The organism is Xanthobacter aminoxidans, assembly GCF_043193615.1.
In the GTDB taxonomy this organism is placed as follows: domain Bacteria; phylum Pseudomonadota; class Alphaproteobacteria; order Rhizobiales; family Xanthobacteraceae; genus Xanthobacter; species Xanthobacter aminoxidans.
Genome location: NZ_JBAFUS010000002.1, coordinates 40,728 through 54,978, shown reverse-complemented (window position 1 = coordinate 54,978; position 14,251 = coordinate 40,728). Strand labels below are relative to the sequence as shown.

Here is a 14,251-nt window from a genome sequence, read left to right as displayed (position 1 = left end):
GTCGCTGCCATGAGGCGGGGCGACATCACCGCCGAAGCCTACGCGCTGGCGCTCCTCGATCGTGCCACTGCCCTTTCGCAGCTCAACGCCTTCCGTGTCCTCGACGGCGACATCCTGCTTGAGGCGGCGCGGGATGCCGACCGCAAGCGTGCCTCCGGCGCAAGGCTCGGCGAGCTTCATGGGCTGCCCATCCCCGTTAAAGACAGCGTCAATACCCGCTCCCTGCCGACATCTTACGGCACCGCCGCGCTCCGCGACTTCAGGCCAGCTGCCGACGCCGCCGTCGTGAAGGCGCTGCTAGCCCAAGAGGGCATCCTCATGGGCAAGACCAATTTGCACGAATTGTCCTTCGGCTGGACCAGCAACAACGGAACCTTCGGCGCCGTGCGCAATCCCTATGATCTCAGCCGCATTCCAGGCGGGAGCAGCGGCGGATCGGCTGCCGCGGTGGCTGCCCGCATCGCGCCGCTCGCCGTCGCCGAGGACACCTGGGCCTCCATCCGGCTTCCGGCGGCATGCTGCGGGCTGGCCGGGCTGCGGCCGACCTACGGCCGCTATCCGGACGAGGGCATCATGCCCCTGACGACCATGTTCGATCAGGTCGGGCCGATCGCCCGGACGGTCGCGGACCTCGCGCTGTTCGACGCCGCGGTGACGGGCGACGAGCGCCCGGTCGATCCGCTGCCGCTGAAGGGCGTTCGGATCGGTGTCCCGCTGGCCTTTTTCTGGGAGGGGCTGGATGCGGAGGTGGAGCGCCTCGCCACCGAGGCGCTGCGCAAGCTCATCGATGCCGGGGCTGTGGTGGTCGAGGCGCCTCTGCCCGAGATCGTCGCCCGCGCGCCCGACATGGCCGCGACCATCATCTCCTTCGAGGCGCAGGCGAGCATCGCCGGCTTCCTCGCACGCTCCCCGGCGGGCGTCTCATTCGACGGGATGTTCGCGTCGGTCAGCGACACTGTGAAGACCTTGTTCAAAGCCCTCGCCTTGCCGCCGAACCGGCCATCGCGGGAGCAGCACGAGACGGCGCTGGCCCTGCGTGCCGCCATGACCGCACAGATGACGGATTGGTTCGTGCGCACCGGCGTGGCGGCGCTCCTGTTCCCCGCCACCATGATCCCACCTCCCCCCATCGGCGAGGAGGATGAGGTGACCATCAACGGCGCGCGCGTGCCGCTCGCCGTCGCGGTGGCGCGGAATATGGCGCTCGGGAGTTGCACAGGCTTTCCGAGCCTGATCCTGCCGGCGGGACTGACCCGTGGCGGATTGCCCGTCGGCCTCGAGCTGCTCGGCCCCGCCGGCAGCGACCGGACGCTGCTCGCCCTCGGCCTTGCCCTGGCGCCAGTGCTCGGCAGCGTGCCGCCGCCGAACCTCTAGGCGGCATGGGGGACAGACATCGGGGAGCCACGCGGATGAATCGGAGAGATGCGTTGAAGAAGATCGCCACAGCCGGCAGCACCGCCCTCGCCGGGACCGTTGCGCTCCCAGGAGCGAGCGGAGCAGAAGTCCACAAGCAGCCCGGCGGCCATACCTTCGTCCTGGTGCATGGTGCGTGGCACGGTGGCTGGTGTTGGCAACGGGTGTCGGAGCGTCTGCGGCAGGCGGGTCATTCGGTCTTCACCCCGACCCAGACGGGCCTTGGCGAGCGACGGCATCTCATGTCGCGCGATATCACCCTCGACACCTTTATCCTTGATGTTGCCAATCTGTTGGAAATGGAAGATCTGGGCGATGTCGTCCTGGTTGGCCATTCCTTCGGCGGCTGCGCGGTGAGCGGCGTGGCCGACCGCATGCCGGAGAGCCTCCGCCGCCTCGTCTATCTCGATGCGATGATCGTGGAGCCGGGGCGCAAGCCGTTTGACGCGCTGCCGCCCGAGGGCGTCTCAGCGCGGCTGAAGGCGGCGGAGGCGTCAAGCGGCGGGCTGAGCCTGCCGGCGTCCCCGGCGGCCGCATTCGGCGTCACCGACGCGGCGGACGCGGCATGGCTGGAACGCCATCTGACCGCCCAGCCGCTCAGCGCCTATTTGAGCCCGCTCAACGTCAACGGGCCGATCGGCAACGGCCTCGCAGCGACCTACATCGGCTGCGTGGAGCCGGCCTATGCGGCGCTGAACAGCTCGCGCGAATGGGCGAAGAACCGCAAGGGGTTCGATTATGTCGAACTCGCCGCCTGTCACGACGCCATGGTGAGCGCGCCGGACGCGCTCGCCGCGCGCCTCCTCGACATCGCGGCGCACTGAGCCCCGACGTCCAGCACGCAAGACATCGAAACAAGCCTTCAAGAACAGACCTTCAGAGACCCTTCACCTGCGGGCATGTCCCCGCCGGGCGGTGGAACCGTGTTCCAGGGAGCGGACAGAAATGGATGAAGCACAGACGATCCTTGCCTTTTCGGAGGTTCGCAAAAGCTTCGGCACCGGGGCGGAGGCGCTGCCAATCGTGGGCGGCGTCACGTTCGACGTCGCGCGGGGTGAATTTATCACCCTGCTGGGCCCGTCCGGCTGCGGCAAGTCCACCCTGCTCAACATGAGCGCGGGCCTCATGCGGCCGACCTCCGGATCGGTCAGCTACGACGGCGCGCCCGTGCGGGGGATCAACCTCGACGTCGGGTACATGACCCAGGCGGACCACCTGCTGCCCTGGCGCACCATCGCCGGCAACATCGCCGTCCCGCTGGAGATCAAGGGCCTCGCGAAGGCGGAGCGCGCCGCGCGCATCGAGCAGTTGCTCACGCTGGTGGGGCTGGAGCGCTTCGGCGCGCACTATCCAAGCCAGGTGTCCGGCGGCATGCGCAAGCGTGCGGCGCTGGCCCGCCTGCTCGCCGCCGACCCTGCGACGCTGCTGATGGACGAGCCGTTCAGCGCGCTCGACGCCCAGCTGCGGCTCACCATGCAGGACGAGCTGCTGCGCCTGTGTGGCCGCTTCCGCAAGACCGTTCTGTTCGTCACCCACGATCTCGACGAGGCCATCACGCTCGCCGACCGTTGTGTGGTCCTCGGCACGCGTCCAACCAAAATCCGTGCAATCGTACCCATCGACCTGCCGCGCCCGCGCGAGCCCGTGCGCCTGCGCACCAATCCACGATACCAGGCGCTCTACGCCCAATTATGGGACCTCCTCGCCGAGCCCGCGGCCGCACCGCCGCGGACCTCGGATGCGCCCTCCCCCCTCACCATGGCGGGAGCCCTCGCATGATCGCGATCTTCCGCACGCTCTTCCTCGCGGCTTTCCTCATCCTCTGGGAAGCGGTCTCGAGAGTCTTCGACGCCGGCTTCTTCATCAGTCGCCCGTCCCTTGTGGCGAAGAGCTTCCTGGCGATGATCGCGAACGGCAGCTTCTTCTACAATCTTTCCATCACCGCCACCGAGGCGGCACTGGGCTTTCTCCTAGGGGCGATGTTCGGCGTCGGCGCCGGACTGCTGCTGGGCCGGCTGAAGCTGCTCGCCGACATCCTCGACCCGTTCCTCATCACCTTCTACAGCCTGCCCAAGGTCGCGCTGGCGCCACTGTTCATTCTGTGGTTCGGCATCGGCATCGACATGAAGGTGATCCTGGCGGCCGTCACCGTCTTCTTCCTCGTCTTCCTGAACACCTACACCGGTGTGCGCAGCGTGAGCCCCGAACAGCTTGCCATCCTGCGGCTGATGGGGGCCGGCGAGCGGGCGCTGATCTCCAAGGTCATCGTGCCATCGGCGCTGACGTGGGTGTTCACCGGCCTGCGCCTGTCGGTGCCCTACGCGCTTATCGGCGCCATCGTGGGCGAGATCATCGCCGCCAACCGGGGCATCGGCTACATCCTCTCCGACGCCGCGGCGCAGTTCGACACGGCGGCCGTGTTCGCCGCCTTGATCGGCATCGTCGCCCTCAGCCTGATCTTCAACGGTATCGTCCGCTTCGCGGAGCGCCTCCTCATGCCCTGGAAGGCCGGCGAGGGAACCCGCGAGATCTCTGTCTGACATCCCCTCCGGAGGACGACCTATGCTCCACCGCCGCGCATTCATGAGCCTTGCCGCGCTGACGCCGCTGGCTCTGCGGGCCGCCACCGCCCGGGCTGACGAACCCTTCAGAATCACCATCGCCCAGCCCAGCGAAGGCTTCCTCTACCTGCCCATCTATGCCGCCCGCGGCCTCGGCTGCTTCCGCGACGAGGAGCTGGAGATGGAGGTCACCGTCTTCGGCAAGGGCGCGGCCGCCGCGCTCACCTCTGTGATCGGTGGCGAGAGCGACATCTACGTGGGCCTGCCCGCAGTGCCCCTGCAGGCCTGGGCGAAGGGGCAGAAGACGCAGCTGTTCGCTGCCCTCCTGAAGCAATGCGGCAGCGACATCGTGCTCTCCGCGGACGCCGCCCGCAGGACCGGCCTCGGCGCGCGCAGGACGCCGTCCGAGAAGGCGCAGGCGCTGCGGGGCTTGAAGATCGCGGTGGCGGGTGCCGGCAGCATCACCGATCTCGTGGTCCGCCATGTGGCCATCCACGGCGGGCTCGATCCGGATCGCGATCTCACCATCATCCCCATCGGCGGGGGCGGCAACATGATCGCCGCGTTCGCCCAGGGGCGGGTGGATGGCTATTGCCTTTCGGCACCGACCTCGACGATCGGCATCGTCAAATTCGGCGGCGCGCTGCTGTTCGATTTCGCCAAGGGGGAATATCCCCCGCTCCGGGACTTCCTCTTCACAGCCCTCTCCGCGCGACCCGAATGGCTTGAGGCCAACCGCGGCCCGGCGGTGCGGCTGGTGCGGGCTCTCGCGCGCGCCATGGAGACGATGCGGACCCATCCTGATGCCGCACGCGCGGCCATCGGGCCGTTCTACCCCGGAGTGGAGCCAGCAGTACTCGACGCCGCCTAGGCGCAGGCCATGGGGTCGTTGCCAGCCTCGCTTGGCCTCGACGGGGCGGGCGTCGTGAAGAACATCGACTTCCTCGCCGAGGTCCGAGGCGTGCGCCTCGATCTGCCGGTGGCGGAGGTCTTCACCAACGAAATCGTGGATCTCGCCGGCGCCGCGACCGCGGACCGCCGATAGCCGCAAGTACAGGCAGCAAGGAGCAAAAGGTGTCGCAAGACAAACGAATGGCCGTCATCGGGTGCGGCGCCATGGGGTGCGACGTGGCCGCGATCTTCCTGGCTCGGGGCTGGAGCGTGGAGGCGACGACCCGCGACGAGGCCACCTGAGAGTTGAGGCGCGAGCGGGTGCAGGCCTCCTTGGCCCAGATCGGCGCGCCCTTCGCGGCGGAACGGTTCCGCCTCCATCGCGCGGCTCAGGACATTGACTGGTCGCGCGTAACGTTCGGGCTTGAGTCTGTTCCGGAGGTGTTCGAGCTGAAACAGCGGGTGTTCGCCGAGCTCGACACGTTGGTGCCGCCGCACATTCCCCTCGCCACCAACACCTCCGGCTTCCGCATCAGTCTCATCGCCAGTGACCGCCAAACGGCGCACCGCATGGCGGGCCTGCACTTCTTTCTTCCGGCCCATCTCGTGCCGGCGGTGGAGGTGGTACGCGGCGAGAAGACCGCCACCGACGTGGCGGAGAGCCTTTACGCCATCATGACGGACGTCGGCCGCAAGCCCATCCGGGTGGCCCGGGACGTGCCCGGCTTCCTCGCCAACCGCATCCAGCACGCCCTGATGCGCGAGGCTTTCGCCGTGATCGACGAGGGACTAGGCACGGCCGAGGATGTCGACACAGCGGTCCGCTATGGATTCGGATTCCGCTATGTGGCTGCGGGGCCGATCCTGCAAAAGGAGTTCGCCGGTCTCGACACCCAGCTCGCCGCTGCGCGCACGATCTATCCAAGTCTCAACAACGCCGTCGCGCCCAGCAGGACGCTCACGGAGCTGGTGGCGCAGGGCCGTCGCGGCATCAAGTCGGGCCATGGCTTCTGGGATTGGACACCGGACAGCGCTCGCTCCTCCCTTCAGGCCTATGAAGAGACGCTGATGGCCGCCGCCCGTCTGCTCGATAGGAAGGCCCCCACCCCAGATGCCGACGGCCGGACGGCAGGGAGCGCCGGCCATGACCGCTGATCGCATCGGAATCGCCGAGGTTCGCGCGGCGGCGGCGCGCATCGGCGCCGACATCGTCCGCACGCCCCTCCTGACCAATCCCAAGCTCGACGCGCTTGCGCAAGGACGGGTGTTCATCAAGGCGGAGAACCTGCAGCGCACCGGCTCGTTCAAATTCCGCGGCGCGGCTAACCGCATCCGAGCACTCGATGCCGGCCAACGCGGCAGGGGCGTCGTCGCCTTCTCGTCGGGCAACCACGCCCTCGCCATCGCCGAGGCTTCCCGCCTAACCGGAGTGGCGGCGACCGTGATCATGCCGGCGGATGCACCACGCATCAAAATCGAGGGCGCGCGCCAGCGCGGTGCCCGCGTCATCCTCTATGACCGCGAGCGGGAGGACCGCGAGGAGATCGGTCGCGCTTTGGTGGCCGAACAGGGGCCGACGCTGGTGCCGCCGTTCGACGATCCGTTCGTGATCGCGGGACAGGGCACCGGCGCTTTGGAGGCGGTCGCGCAGGTCGCCGAAGAAACCACCCCCCTCATCGATCAGGCCCTGGTGTGCTGCAGCGGCGGCGGCCTCGCGGCGGGCTGGGCCATCGCCCTCGCCGAGGCCGCTCCGGCGGCGCGGGTGGTGACGGTGGAGCCGGCGGGTTTCGACGACATGGCCCGATCGCTCGCCAGCGGCGCATGGGAACGCAATCCGCGCCTCTCCGGCTCGATCTGCGACGCGCTCCTAGTCCCCGCGCCGGGGCGCCTGACACTGCCGATCCTTGCCTCTCACGGTGCGTGCGGCATTGCGGTTTCGGACGACGCGGTCCTTCAGGCCATCCGTTTTGCCGCTCAGGAGCTGAAGCTCGTTCTGGAACCGGGCGGAGCCGCTGCCCTTGCCGCCGTCCTCTCTGGGGCTGTCGAGACCGCCGAACGCACCACGCTGATCGTCGCCTCGGGCGGCAACATCGATCCGGCGCTTTTCAAGAGGGCATTGGAGCAGCCGGTCACATCCTGAAGTGAGGGCGATCCCTTTGGAATTTTGGGCGGACAAGACTCCTTCCAACTGGCCGGCGGCACTCGACGCCGCCGGCATCGTCCTTCCCGCCGCCGCGCCGCCGGCCGCCGCCTACACGCCCGTCGTGGTCCACGAGGGGCTTGCCTTCGTCAGCGGACAACTGCCCCGCGACGAGACCGGAGTGACAACGGTGGGCCGGGTCGGGGTAGAGGTCACGCTCGAAGCGGCGCAGGCGGGTGCCCGGCTCGCTCTGGTCCGCGGCCTTGCAGCGCTGCGCGACGGCCTCGGCGGCCTCGACCACCTGGACCGCGTCCTCAAGATGACGGTGTTCGTGTCGAGCGGGCCGGACTTCGTGGACCAGAGTGCGGTCGCGGATGGCGCCTCGATGCTCCTGTTCGCACTGCTGGGGGCGGAGCGAGGGCGCCATGCCCGCTCCGCCGTAGGCGTCGCCAAGCTGCCGCGCAATGCCGCCGTCGAGATCGAGCTGATCGCCTCGGTCAGGCCCGCCTCCAGCTCCTGAGCCGACGGTGGGAACCACTCAGCGCAGGATGCGCTGGTCGCGATGGGACTTCCCGCCACGCGAATGCACCACGGTGCCGCCCCGCGGCTCGTAGACCGGGAGGCCGGCGAGCGCATTAACGACATGGTCCATGGTGGGAAGGTCCGCCCAGGCGGCGGGGTGGAATTGCACCCGGCCTGTTCCAGTCTGACGATGCTCGACGGTCCTGTCGGGATCCTTGCCCGGGGTGAGCGTCACTTGGTACAGGTCCGCCTCCCCCCAGGCGCCGGTACGCGGAACGTATTTCAGCATCAGGATGTCGTCGGGCGGCGGCGCGTCCGGGGAAATGTCGCGCAGCCCCGACACCTCGATATCGAGGAAGCGGAACCCCAGCCAGCCGGCGGAGCACAGATGGGCGCCGTCCCACATGCGCGGCGGCGGGATGTCCGCATAGAGCTTGGGGTGCCCGATCTCGTCGCGCCCGGTGATGACCGGATCGGCGAGGTTCTCCCAGATGACGGCGAGGAACCGGCCAGAGGCCTTGTCCTCCCGTCCGGCGAAGCTGGCCGGCCAGCTCACCTGAACCATGGTGTAGCCCCGGCCCGCCAGCCAGTCGATTCCCGTGAGATAATGGAACTCGACGGTGACGACCGGTTCGCCGGAGAGGGTGAACCCCTCCGGCAGATGCGCCTCCAGCCGGGCGGCATCGGTCAGGAAGCGCGCGGCGACGCTGAGCCGTCGCGGGTTCGATGCTGGATCGGCGGGCATGCCGTCGGGCATTTGCCGCGGGCCGGAGGCCGGCCCGAAATGGGTCGGCATCCGACAGATGCGTCCCGCCTCAAAACGGTAGCCCATCGGGGTCACGCCTTCGGCAGGGTGTCGAGCAATGGGCGCGCCAGATGGAGGATCTCGTAGGCCGTGCCCTGCTGGTGTCCATCCGGTGCGTTGGCCGAGACGACAATGCGGGTGAAGCGCCAGACATGCGTGTCGATGCCCACCGCCGCGACCACCGTTCCGGGCTGACGCGCCGCCTGCCGGGTAGCTTCCACCTCGGCGGCGAAGGCGGCTTCGAGATCGGCGTCGAGCGGAATGTCGACCTCGTGCTTGAACACGAAGCGCGCCTCGTCGGCCTCGCCCTTGCGGGCATCCAGGACGAAACGAGTGGCAATGTCCGCCCGTCCAAAGCTGTCCGTCACCACCCGGTAGCGGCCAGCAAGGAGAAAGTCGCGGAAGGCCTCGTCCTGGCGCCAGAGGTAGAGCGAGGAATAGTTGTTGGCGATGGCCCCGTAGCGGCCGCGCTCGCGCAGCAGAAAGCCCTTGAAATAGAGGTCCGGCACGGCCGCCCAGAGGACGCCCCGCTCCGCGGCCCGGGCGCGGATGAGCCCTACGTCATAGGTGGCGGGCAGGCGGTGACCGTAATGCGCGAGGATCATTCCCAACGTTCCTTATTCCGTGATGAGCCGGGCGCCGCGCTGCCGGCAGGACCGACACGCCTTCCCGCCAGCAGGGGGAGCCCGTCTCTTGACGAGAGGACGATAAGCGCCGGTTGAACATATAAAAATGGTATGATACTCCATTTCAAACATTGAAAATTCGAATGATAGATCATGAAGGCACTCGACATCGAAGCCGTGCAGGCTTTCGTCCTCACCGCCGATCTCAAGAGCTTCACCCGTGCCGCCGAAGCGCTCGACACGGCGCAGTCTGCGGTGAGCCTGAAGGTGAAGCGGCTGGAAGAAGTCCTCGGCCGACGCCTGTTGGAGCGGACGCCGCGGCTGGTCCGCCTGTCGTCCGACGGCGCCGCCTTTCTCGACCACGCGCGAGCGCTGATCGGTGCCCACCAGTTGGCCGTCGGATGCTTCAGAAAGGAGAAACGCCGCCTCGTCGTCGGTATCAGCCACCATATCGTCGGCAGTGAGCTGCCGGTGCTGCTGAAGCGCATGGGTGGCGTTGACCCGTCGCTCATCCTGGAGGTACGGGTCACCTCTTCACGGGAGAGCCTGGAGGATTTCGAGCGTGGCGAACTCGACGCGGCCATCGTGCTGCGTCACGATAACCATCGCCGCGGCGGTGAGGTCATCCTCGATGAGGAATTTGGCTGGATGGCGGTGCCGGACTTTGAGCATAGCATCGGCGAGCCGCTGCGCCTTGCGACCCAGGCAGCGCCGTGCAGCGTTCGCAGTATGGCGACGACGGCGCTCGATGCCGCGGGCATACCCTGGACGGAAGTTTTTGTCGGCGGCGGCATCGGCACCATCGGTGCGGCGGTCTCTGCCGGCCTCGCGGTCGCTGCGTTGGGCCGGCGGGTGGCGCCGGCTGCAACGGTCGATGTTGGGCCGAGGCTTGGGCTACCGGGGCTGCCCTCGCGGGAGGTGATGCTCTATTCCAACCTCACCGACCGAACCGCGCGCGCCGCGCTACGCACGCTCAGTGCCGCGATCCGCTCGACGGCGGGAGGGGCCACGTAGGCTTTCGGTAGGGCCCTTGGAGTTTCGTCCCAGCCCGATATGGCTTGGCTTACGATTAGTCGGATCCCGCCAAAGGCTTGCGGCAATATTGGAAAGCTGGACTTCCATGTCCATCTAAATGCCCCGCTGGATAGCCATCGCGACCGCGCCAACCAGTCGATCGTCCGGGAATAGCCCCTGCTCGTGCAAGGCCCTCAGCCTTGTTTCATAATCGGCGTAGCTTGGCGTCGCGTCGGGCTCGCAAGCTAGCGTCTGAAGCTCTCGACCGATGGCCTGAATGCGCTCCATCCGAGCCAGGTCCTCCTCCGGGCTGGTCCATCCCGGCCCGTCCCGAGCTGCCTTGTCGGCGTGTGCCAGGACCCAGCGCGCAACCGCTTCCAGGGCATCGGCGGCGCTGGCGATGAGGCTGTAGCTGGTACTCCGCCCGCCGGCCGGCTCCCGGACTAGAATGCCCTTGCCGCACAGGTCCTCGATGTCGCGGGAAGCGGTGTCCTGCGAGCATTTGGCGAAGGTGGCATATTTGGACGAGGTCAGCTTGCCTTCGAAGCCGTCAAGCAGGCGGTTGACCACGAGGTGTTGCCTCGGGTTGAGGGCGCTCCTGGCATGAGCCTCCCAGAACCGCGCTTTGCGCAGAACCGTGGCAAGGACCGCCTCCGCCCCATGGAAGGCGCGGTCCAGGCATTCCAGGAACCAGGCGAGCCACACCGTAATGTCGAGGTCGCCCTTCTGGGTCTGCTCCAGCGTCTCGTAATAGGTCTTCCGTTCGATCCGGATCTGCGCGGACATACTATAGAACCGCTGCGGCGAGCCCTCCGAGCGCGCCAGGGCCATGTCGGCGATGGCCCGGGCGATGCGCCCGTTGCCATCCTCGAACGGGTGGATGGTGACGAACCACAGATGGGCCACGCCTGCGAACAGGACCGGGTCGATGCCGCTGCTCGCGTTGAACCACGCGAGGAACGCCTGCATCTCGGCCGGAAGGCGTTCCGCGCCCGGCGCCTCGAAATGCACATGCTCGCGCCCGATCGGCCCGGAAACGACCTGCATCGGCCCGCATTGTCCGGTGCGCCACCCGCCTACGGTGATCTTGGCCATGCCGCTGCGACCGGTGGGAAACAGCGCGGCATGCCAGCCGAACAGCCTCTCCTCGGTGAGGGGGACCCGGTAGTTCTGGGTCGCGTCCAGCATCATCTCCACGACCCCTTCGACATGGCGATCCACGGGGGCGAGTGCCCCGATGTCCATGCCGAGGCGCTGCGCGATTGAGGAGCGCACCTGCGCGCGGTCGAGCCGCTCGCCCTCGATATCGCTGGATTTGAGGACCTCTTCGGTCAGGGATTGCAGGACGGCTTCGCCACGAAGCTCGAAGCCCAGTCCTTCCATGCGGCCGACCAATCGCCCCTGGTGATGCCGCACCGCCGCTAGCGGCGCGGCCAGCGCCGCGTGATCCCAGCGAAACCGGGGCCAATCGGGCAGGTCATGGATATAGGTTGTCATTCTCCGCGCTCCATGCGGAGAATGTGAGGTTCAATCTCCGCAAACGCAAGAGGCTATATCCGCAATTTATGCGGAGTATACCAAATGCAATCTCCGCATCGCACACCGACCCGGCGGGTCGACGCCGATCGTGGCCGTCCGCCAACCGCTTCAGCTCGTTGGCTGATAGAGCCTGATTCCGCTCCGCCGTGTCACGATTCTGACTGCGGCACTCTCTGATCCGTCTCCTGGAATTCCTGCGACTGGCGCGCCCCACGCCGAGGAGGACGCGCAGCCGCCGCCTTGCCGTCGAGAATGTCGGCCATCTCGTCCGCGACGCGGTCCGCCGCGAGCCGCAGCGCCTCGTCGATATGGATATAGCGTTGCGTCACGCCGCGCGATGCGTGGCCGAGCAGCGCCGCGATGGTCAGCTCGGAAAAGCCAAGGTCGCTGGCGACGCTCGCGAAGGTGTGGCGTAGGGTATGCGGGGTGACGTCGACCAGTCGCGCCATTGCGCAGATGCGATCGAGCACGCGTACGATCCCGACGAAATGCCCTTCACCCCAATCGGCGGGGAAGAAGAAGCGCGATCCGGCCTGAGGCTGTGCCAGCAGCAGGTCCACGGCGGCGCGGCCGATGACCCGCGTCTGCGCGCCGCTCTTCGTGTCGGGAAATCGGATCGAGCCCTCCTCGTCATGGAGCCAGGCACGCTCCAAAGCGAGCCCCTCCATGCGGCGCAGGCCCGTCATCAGAAAGCAGCGGATCGCCGCGAGGCCGGTCGGGTGCTCGCCGTCCTGCTCCGCTATCCGCATCGCCTTGCCGAGCTTCTCGATCTCGGCGCGGCTCAGCCGTCGGTCCCGTGGCGTGCTGGCGAGGCGACGGACACCCTTTGCCGGATTGCTCGTGATTTTCCCCAGCCGCACCGCGTGCTCCAAGAGGGAGTGCAGGGTCGACATGGTACGTGCGGCGCCCCCTTCGCCGCCTGTGGTGGCACCGCCGCGGCTACCGACGCGCGCTTTGGACGTCTTACCGACCGCGATATCGGCCAGGGCACCTTCAATGTCGCCCAGCTTAAGCGTGTCAATGATCCCTTTGCCCAGCAGCGGCTTGATATGCGCATCAATTCGGCTGCGATCCATGGCAAGCGTCGACGCCTTGATAGGCCGGCGTCGCTTGCCAAGAATTCGTCCGGCCTCCGCCTCGGCCAGATACCCGTCGCAGACTCCACCGACGGTTAGATCGCCCGTTCGATCGGAATGACCGCAGCCTTAGAGGAGGTTCGCGCCGTCCACGAGAAGATGGAAGCCCGCAAGACCACGGGTACGATTGTCCGGAAGGGTTGCGGCGGCGCAGGGCCGAGAGTGCTTTTCCTGCTCGTCACGCCAGCGCCGTTCGTTCGCTTGTGCGCTGCGCGTTGAGGTCGAGGAGATTTTGAAAGCTCTGGAGCGATGCGAGATGCAGCACGACCAGCGCGAGCCAGCCCTTGCCGTGCCAGTCGTTGACGGTCTCAGCCGGCAAGGCGTGGAACGCCTGTTCGTTCGCGGCATAGAAGCCGTCGAGCTTGTGCAGCGTGCCGTCCGGCAGGCGGAAATCGGCGTGATAGGGCTCAAGTATCTTCGCCGCCAACAACGCCTTACCGAAAGCGACGGTCTTGACGTAGTCGGTGTGGAAGGTCTGGCAGAAGGCCATGGCGGTCTGCGCGACCATGGTCGGCTTGCCGGTTTCGTCGAACAGGCGCTGCGCCTCAGCGTGATCCCCTGCGGAAGCGACGAAGCGCGCGCTGGCGCGGTCGATCGACAGGAGCTGCTGTGCGCCATCGGGCGTGTCCATGCCGATGAAGGGATAGCGGCGGACATAGGCGGGCACATAGCTCTTCGCCCGCCAGCTCCCGTCGCGCTCGATGAAGAGATTCTGGTCCTTGTGGATCGCGACCAGAGCGATGGGCGACGCCTGATCGTCCATGGCGAAGGCGATGGGATAATGCCGCATCGCGGTCGGGAATTCGCCGATGGAGAGCGGAATGGCGACGGCCTCGCGGGCGAAGTTGAAATCGCTGCCGGGAATCAGGCCTACATCGCCATGCGCCTCGAAGCGGAGAAGCATGGGATCTTTATAGAAGAGCGGTAGGGGCGATGGCTGGTCCAAGACTTCGGTATCCCTGTTGGGGTCGGGGTCCGCCGACGATCAGGTCCGTGAGGACATCCCCGCCCGCGTCGCCCGTTTTGCGGCCCGCCGCCGCCGAACCGGCGAAGACGCCGACCACGATAAAGGTTTCCCGCGCCTCTGCCATGACCGAGCGTCCGGCCGCGGGCAGAAGGATGCCGGAGCGCTGGCCGAAGTCGCCGAGCGTGCGCCCGGTGCTCATGCATGGCCTCCCACGGCGCGCGGCGGTTCGTGCATGGCGTCGATCATCACGTCCGACAGGGTTGTGAAAGCCTCGATCCAGGCGTCCTTGATCTGCTGCGTGAAAGCGTCGCCCAGATGGTGCTCCAGCGTCAAGATCAGCGCCTCGCCGACGACGGGATAATGGGCTTCGGCGACACCGTATTCCCTGTGTCGGCGAGCGAGCGCCGCGACCTCGCTCTGGATGGCGGGGAGCCGGTGCAGGCCGTTCACCACCATCGCCAGCATCTGCACCAGCTTCTTGGCCTGCGGCCTGATGTCCTCGGCGAACATCGGCCGTACTTCGGGATGGGTCTCGAAGAGCCGGGCATAGAAGGTCTCACCGACCATATCGGCGATCGGGACGACATCCTTGAAGCTTCTCTGGACCAGGGTGATCGTGTCGTGATTCATCACAAGA

18 protein-coding genes are annotated in these 14,251 nt (G+C 67.2%); 11 read left to right on the top strand and 7 right to left on the bottom strand.

The genetic code is table 11. The annotated features are described in order from the left end of the window. Nucleotides 1-9: 9 nt before the first annotated feature. The 10 genes from V5F74_RS09205 (at nt 10) to V5F74_RS09160 (ending at nt 7,525) form a co-directional block, all read left to right on the top strand. The gene (locus tag V5F74_RS09205; protein WP_394007591.1) at nt 10-1,374 is read left to right on the top strand and encodes an amidase family protein; all 1,365 of its coding nucleotides are present in this window, start codon (nt 10-12) and stop codon (nt 1,372-1,374) included. 53 nt (nt 1,375-1,427) lie between these two features. Then, a complete protein-coding gene (locus V5F74_RS09200; protein ID WP_394007589.1) occupies nt 1,428-2,237 on the top strand; it encodes an alpha/beta fold hydrolase in 810 nt (269 codons plus the stop codon). Nucleotides 2,238-2,358: 121 nt separating this feature from the next. Continuing rightward, on the top strand, nt 2,359-3,192 hold the full coding sequence (locus V5F74_RS09195) for an ABC transporter ATP-binding protein (protein ID WP_394007587.1): 834 nt from the start codon (nt 2,359-2,361) through the stop codon (nt 3,190-3,192). Continuing rightward, complete coding sequence (locus V5F74_RS09190) at nt 3,189-3,953, top strand: ABC transporter permease (protein WP_394007585.1); 765 nt, start codon at nt 3,189-3,191, stop codon at nt 3,951-3,953. Before V5F74_RS09195 ends, V5F74_RS09190 begins: the two co-directional genes overlap by 4 nt. Nucleotides 3,954-3,975: 22 nt before the next feature. Next, the gene (locus V5F74_RS09185; RefSeq protein ID WP_394007583.1) at nt 3,976-4,845 is read left to right on the top strand and encodes an ABC transporter substrate-binding protein; all 870 of its coding nucleotides are present in this window, start codon (nt 3,976-3,978) and stop codon (nt 4,843-4,845) included. A gap of 9 nt (nt 4,846-4,854) precedes the next feature. Further along, nucleotides 4,855-5,019 (top strand): hypothetical protein, encoded by a 165-nt coding sequence (locus V5F74_RS09180; RefSeq protein ID WP_394007581.1) that lies wholly within the window; start codon nt 4,855-4,857, stop codon nt 5,017-5,019. 47 nt (nt 5,020-5,066) lie between these two features. After that, a complete protein-coding gene (locus tag V5F74_RS09175; protein WP_394007579.1) occupies nt 5,067-5,168 on the top strand; it encodes a 3-hydroxyacyl-CoA dehydrogenase NAD-binding domain-containing protein in 102 nt (33 codons plus the stop codon). A gap of 18 nt (nt 5,169-5,186) precedes the next feature. Continuing rightward, nucleotides 5,187-6,020 carry a 3-hydroxyacyl-CoA dehydrogenase NAD-binding domain-containing protein gene (locus V5F74_RS09170; protein ID WP_394007577.1) on the top strand — a complete coding sequence of 278 codons (834 nt, stop codon included), beginning with the start codon at nt 5,187-5,189 and terminating at the stop codon, nt 6,018-6,020. Then, the gene (locus V5F74_RS09165) at nt 6,010-7,005 is read left to right on the top strand and encodes a threonine ammonia-lyase (protein ID WP_394007575.1); all 996 of its coding nucleotides are present in this window, start codon (nt 6,010-6,012) and stop codon (nt 7,003-7,005) included. The genes V5F74_RS09170 and V5F74_RS09165 overlap by 11 nt, the downstream gene beginning before the upstream one ends. Before the next feature lie 16 nt (nt 7,006-7,021). Further along, the gene (locus tag V5F74_RS09160) at nt 7,022-7,525 is read left to right on the top strand and encodes a RidA family protein (RefSeq protein WP_394007573.1); all 504 of its coding nucleotides are present in this window, start codon (nt 7,022-7,024) and stop codon (nt 7,523-7,525) included. Nucleotides 7,526-7,543: 18 nt separating this feature from the next. Here the strand turns inward: V5F74_RS09160 and V5F74_RS09155 are convergent, their stop codons facing one another. Both V5F74_RS09155 and V5F74_RS09150 read right to left on the bottom strand, forming a co-directional pair. Then, the gene (locus tag V5F74_RS09155; RefSeq protein ID WP_394007571.1) at nt 7,544-8,323 is read right to left on the bottom strand and encodes an acetoacetate decarboxylase family protein; all 780 of its coding nucleotides are present in this window, start codon (nt 8,321-8,323) and stop codon (nt 7,544-7,546) included. Nucleotides 8,324-8,364: 41 nt separating this feature from the next. Then, complete coding sequence (locus V5F74_RS09150) at nt 8,365-8,937, bottom strand: DUF4865 family protein (RefSeq protein ID WP_394007569.1); 573 nt, start codon at nt 8,935-8,937, stop codon at nt 8,365-8,367. 174 nt (nt 8,938-9,111) lie between these two features. On the opposite strand from V5F74_RS09150, the gene V5F74_RS09145 reads away from it, so the two are divergent. Beyond that, nucleotides 9,112-9,972: a LysR family transcriptional regulator gene (locus V5F74_RS09145; protein WP_394007567.1), complete on the top strand. Its 861-nt coding sequence runs from the start codon at nt 9,112-9,114 to the stop codon at nt 9,970-9,972. Between the two features lie 114 nt (nt 9,973-10,086). Here V5F74_RS09145 and V5F74_RS09140 read toward each other — a convergent pair whose 3' ends face one another. The 5 genes from V5F74_RS09140 to V5F74_RS09120 all read right to left on the bottom strand — a co-directional run bounded on the left by V5F74_RS09140 (nt 10,087) and on the right by V5F74_RS09120 (nt 14,244). After that, nucleotides 10,087-11,469, bottom strand: a complete 1,383-nt coding sequence (locus tag V5F74_RS09140) for a Fic family protein (RefSeq protein WP_394007565.1) — start codon at nt 11,467-11,469, stop codon at nt 10,087-10,089. A 191-nt stretch (nt 11,470-11,660) separates the two neighbouring features. Further along, a complete protein-coding gene (locus V5F74_RS09135; RefSeq protein WP_394007563.1) occupies nt 11,661-12,587 on the bottom strand; it encodes a tyrosine-type recombinase/integrase in 927 nt (308 codons plus the stop codon). 238 nt (nt 12,588-12,825) lie between these two features. Continuing rightward, nucleotides 12,826-13,551, bottom strand: coding sequence for a SapC family protein (locus V5F74_RS09130; protein ID WP_394007561.1), 726 nt, complete (start codon nt 13,549-13,551; stop codon nt 12,826-12,828). Between the two features lie 7 nt (nt 13,552-13,558). After that, the gene (locus tag V5F74_RS09125) at nt 13,559-13,813 is read right to left on the bottom strand and encodes a hypothetical protein (protein ID WP_394007559.1); all 255 of its coding nucleotides are present in this window, start codon (nt 13,811-13,813) and stop codon (nt 13,559-13,561) included. Further along, nucleotides 13,810-14,244, bottom strand: coding sequence for a globin family protein (locus tag V5F74_RS09120; protein WP_394007557.1), 435 nt, complete (start codon nt 14,242-14,244; stop codon nt 13,810-13,812). The genes V5F74_RS09125 and V5F74_RS09120 overlap by 4 nt, the downstream gene beginning before the upstream one ends. Nucleotides 14,245-14,251: the final 7 nt, after the last annotated feature.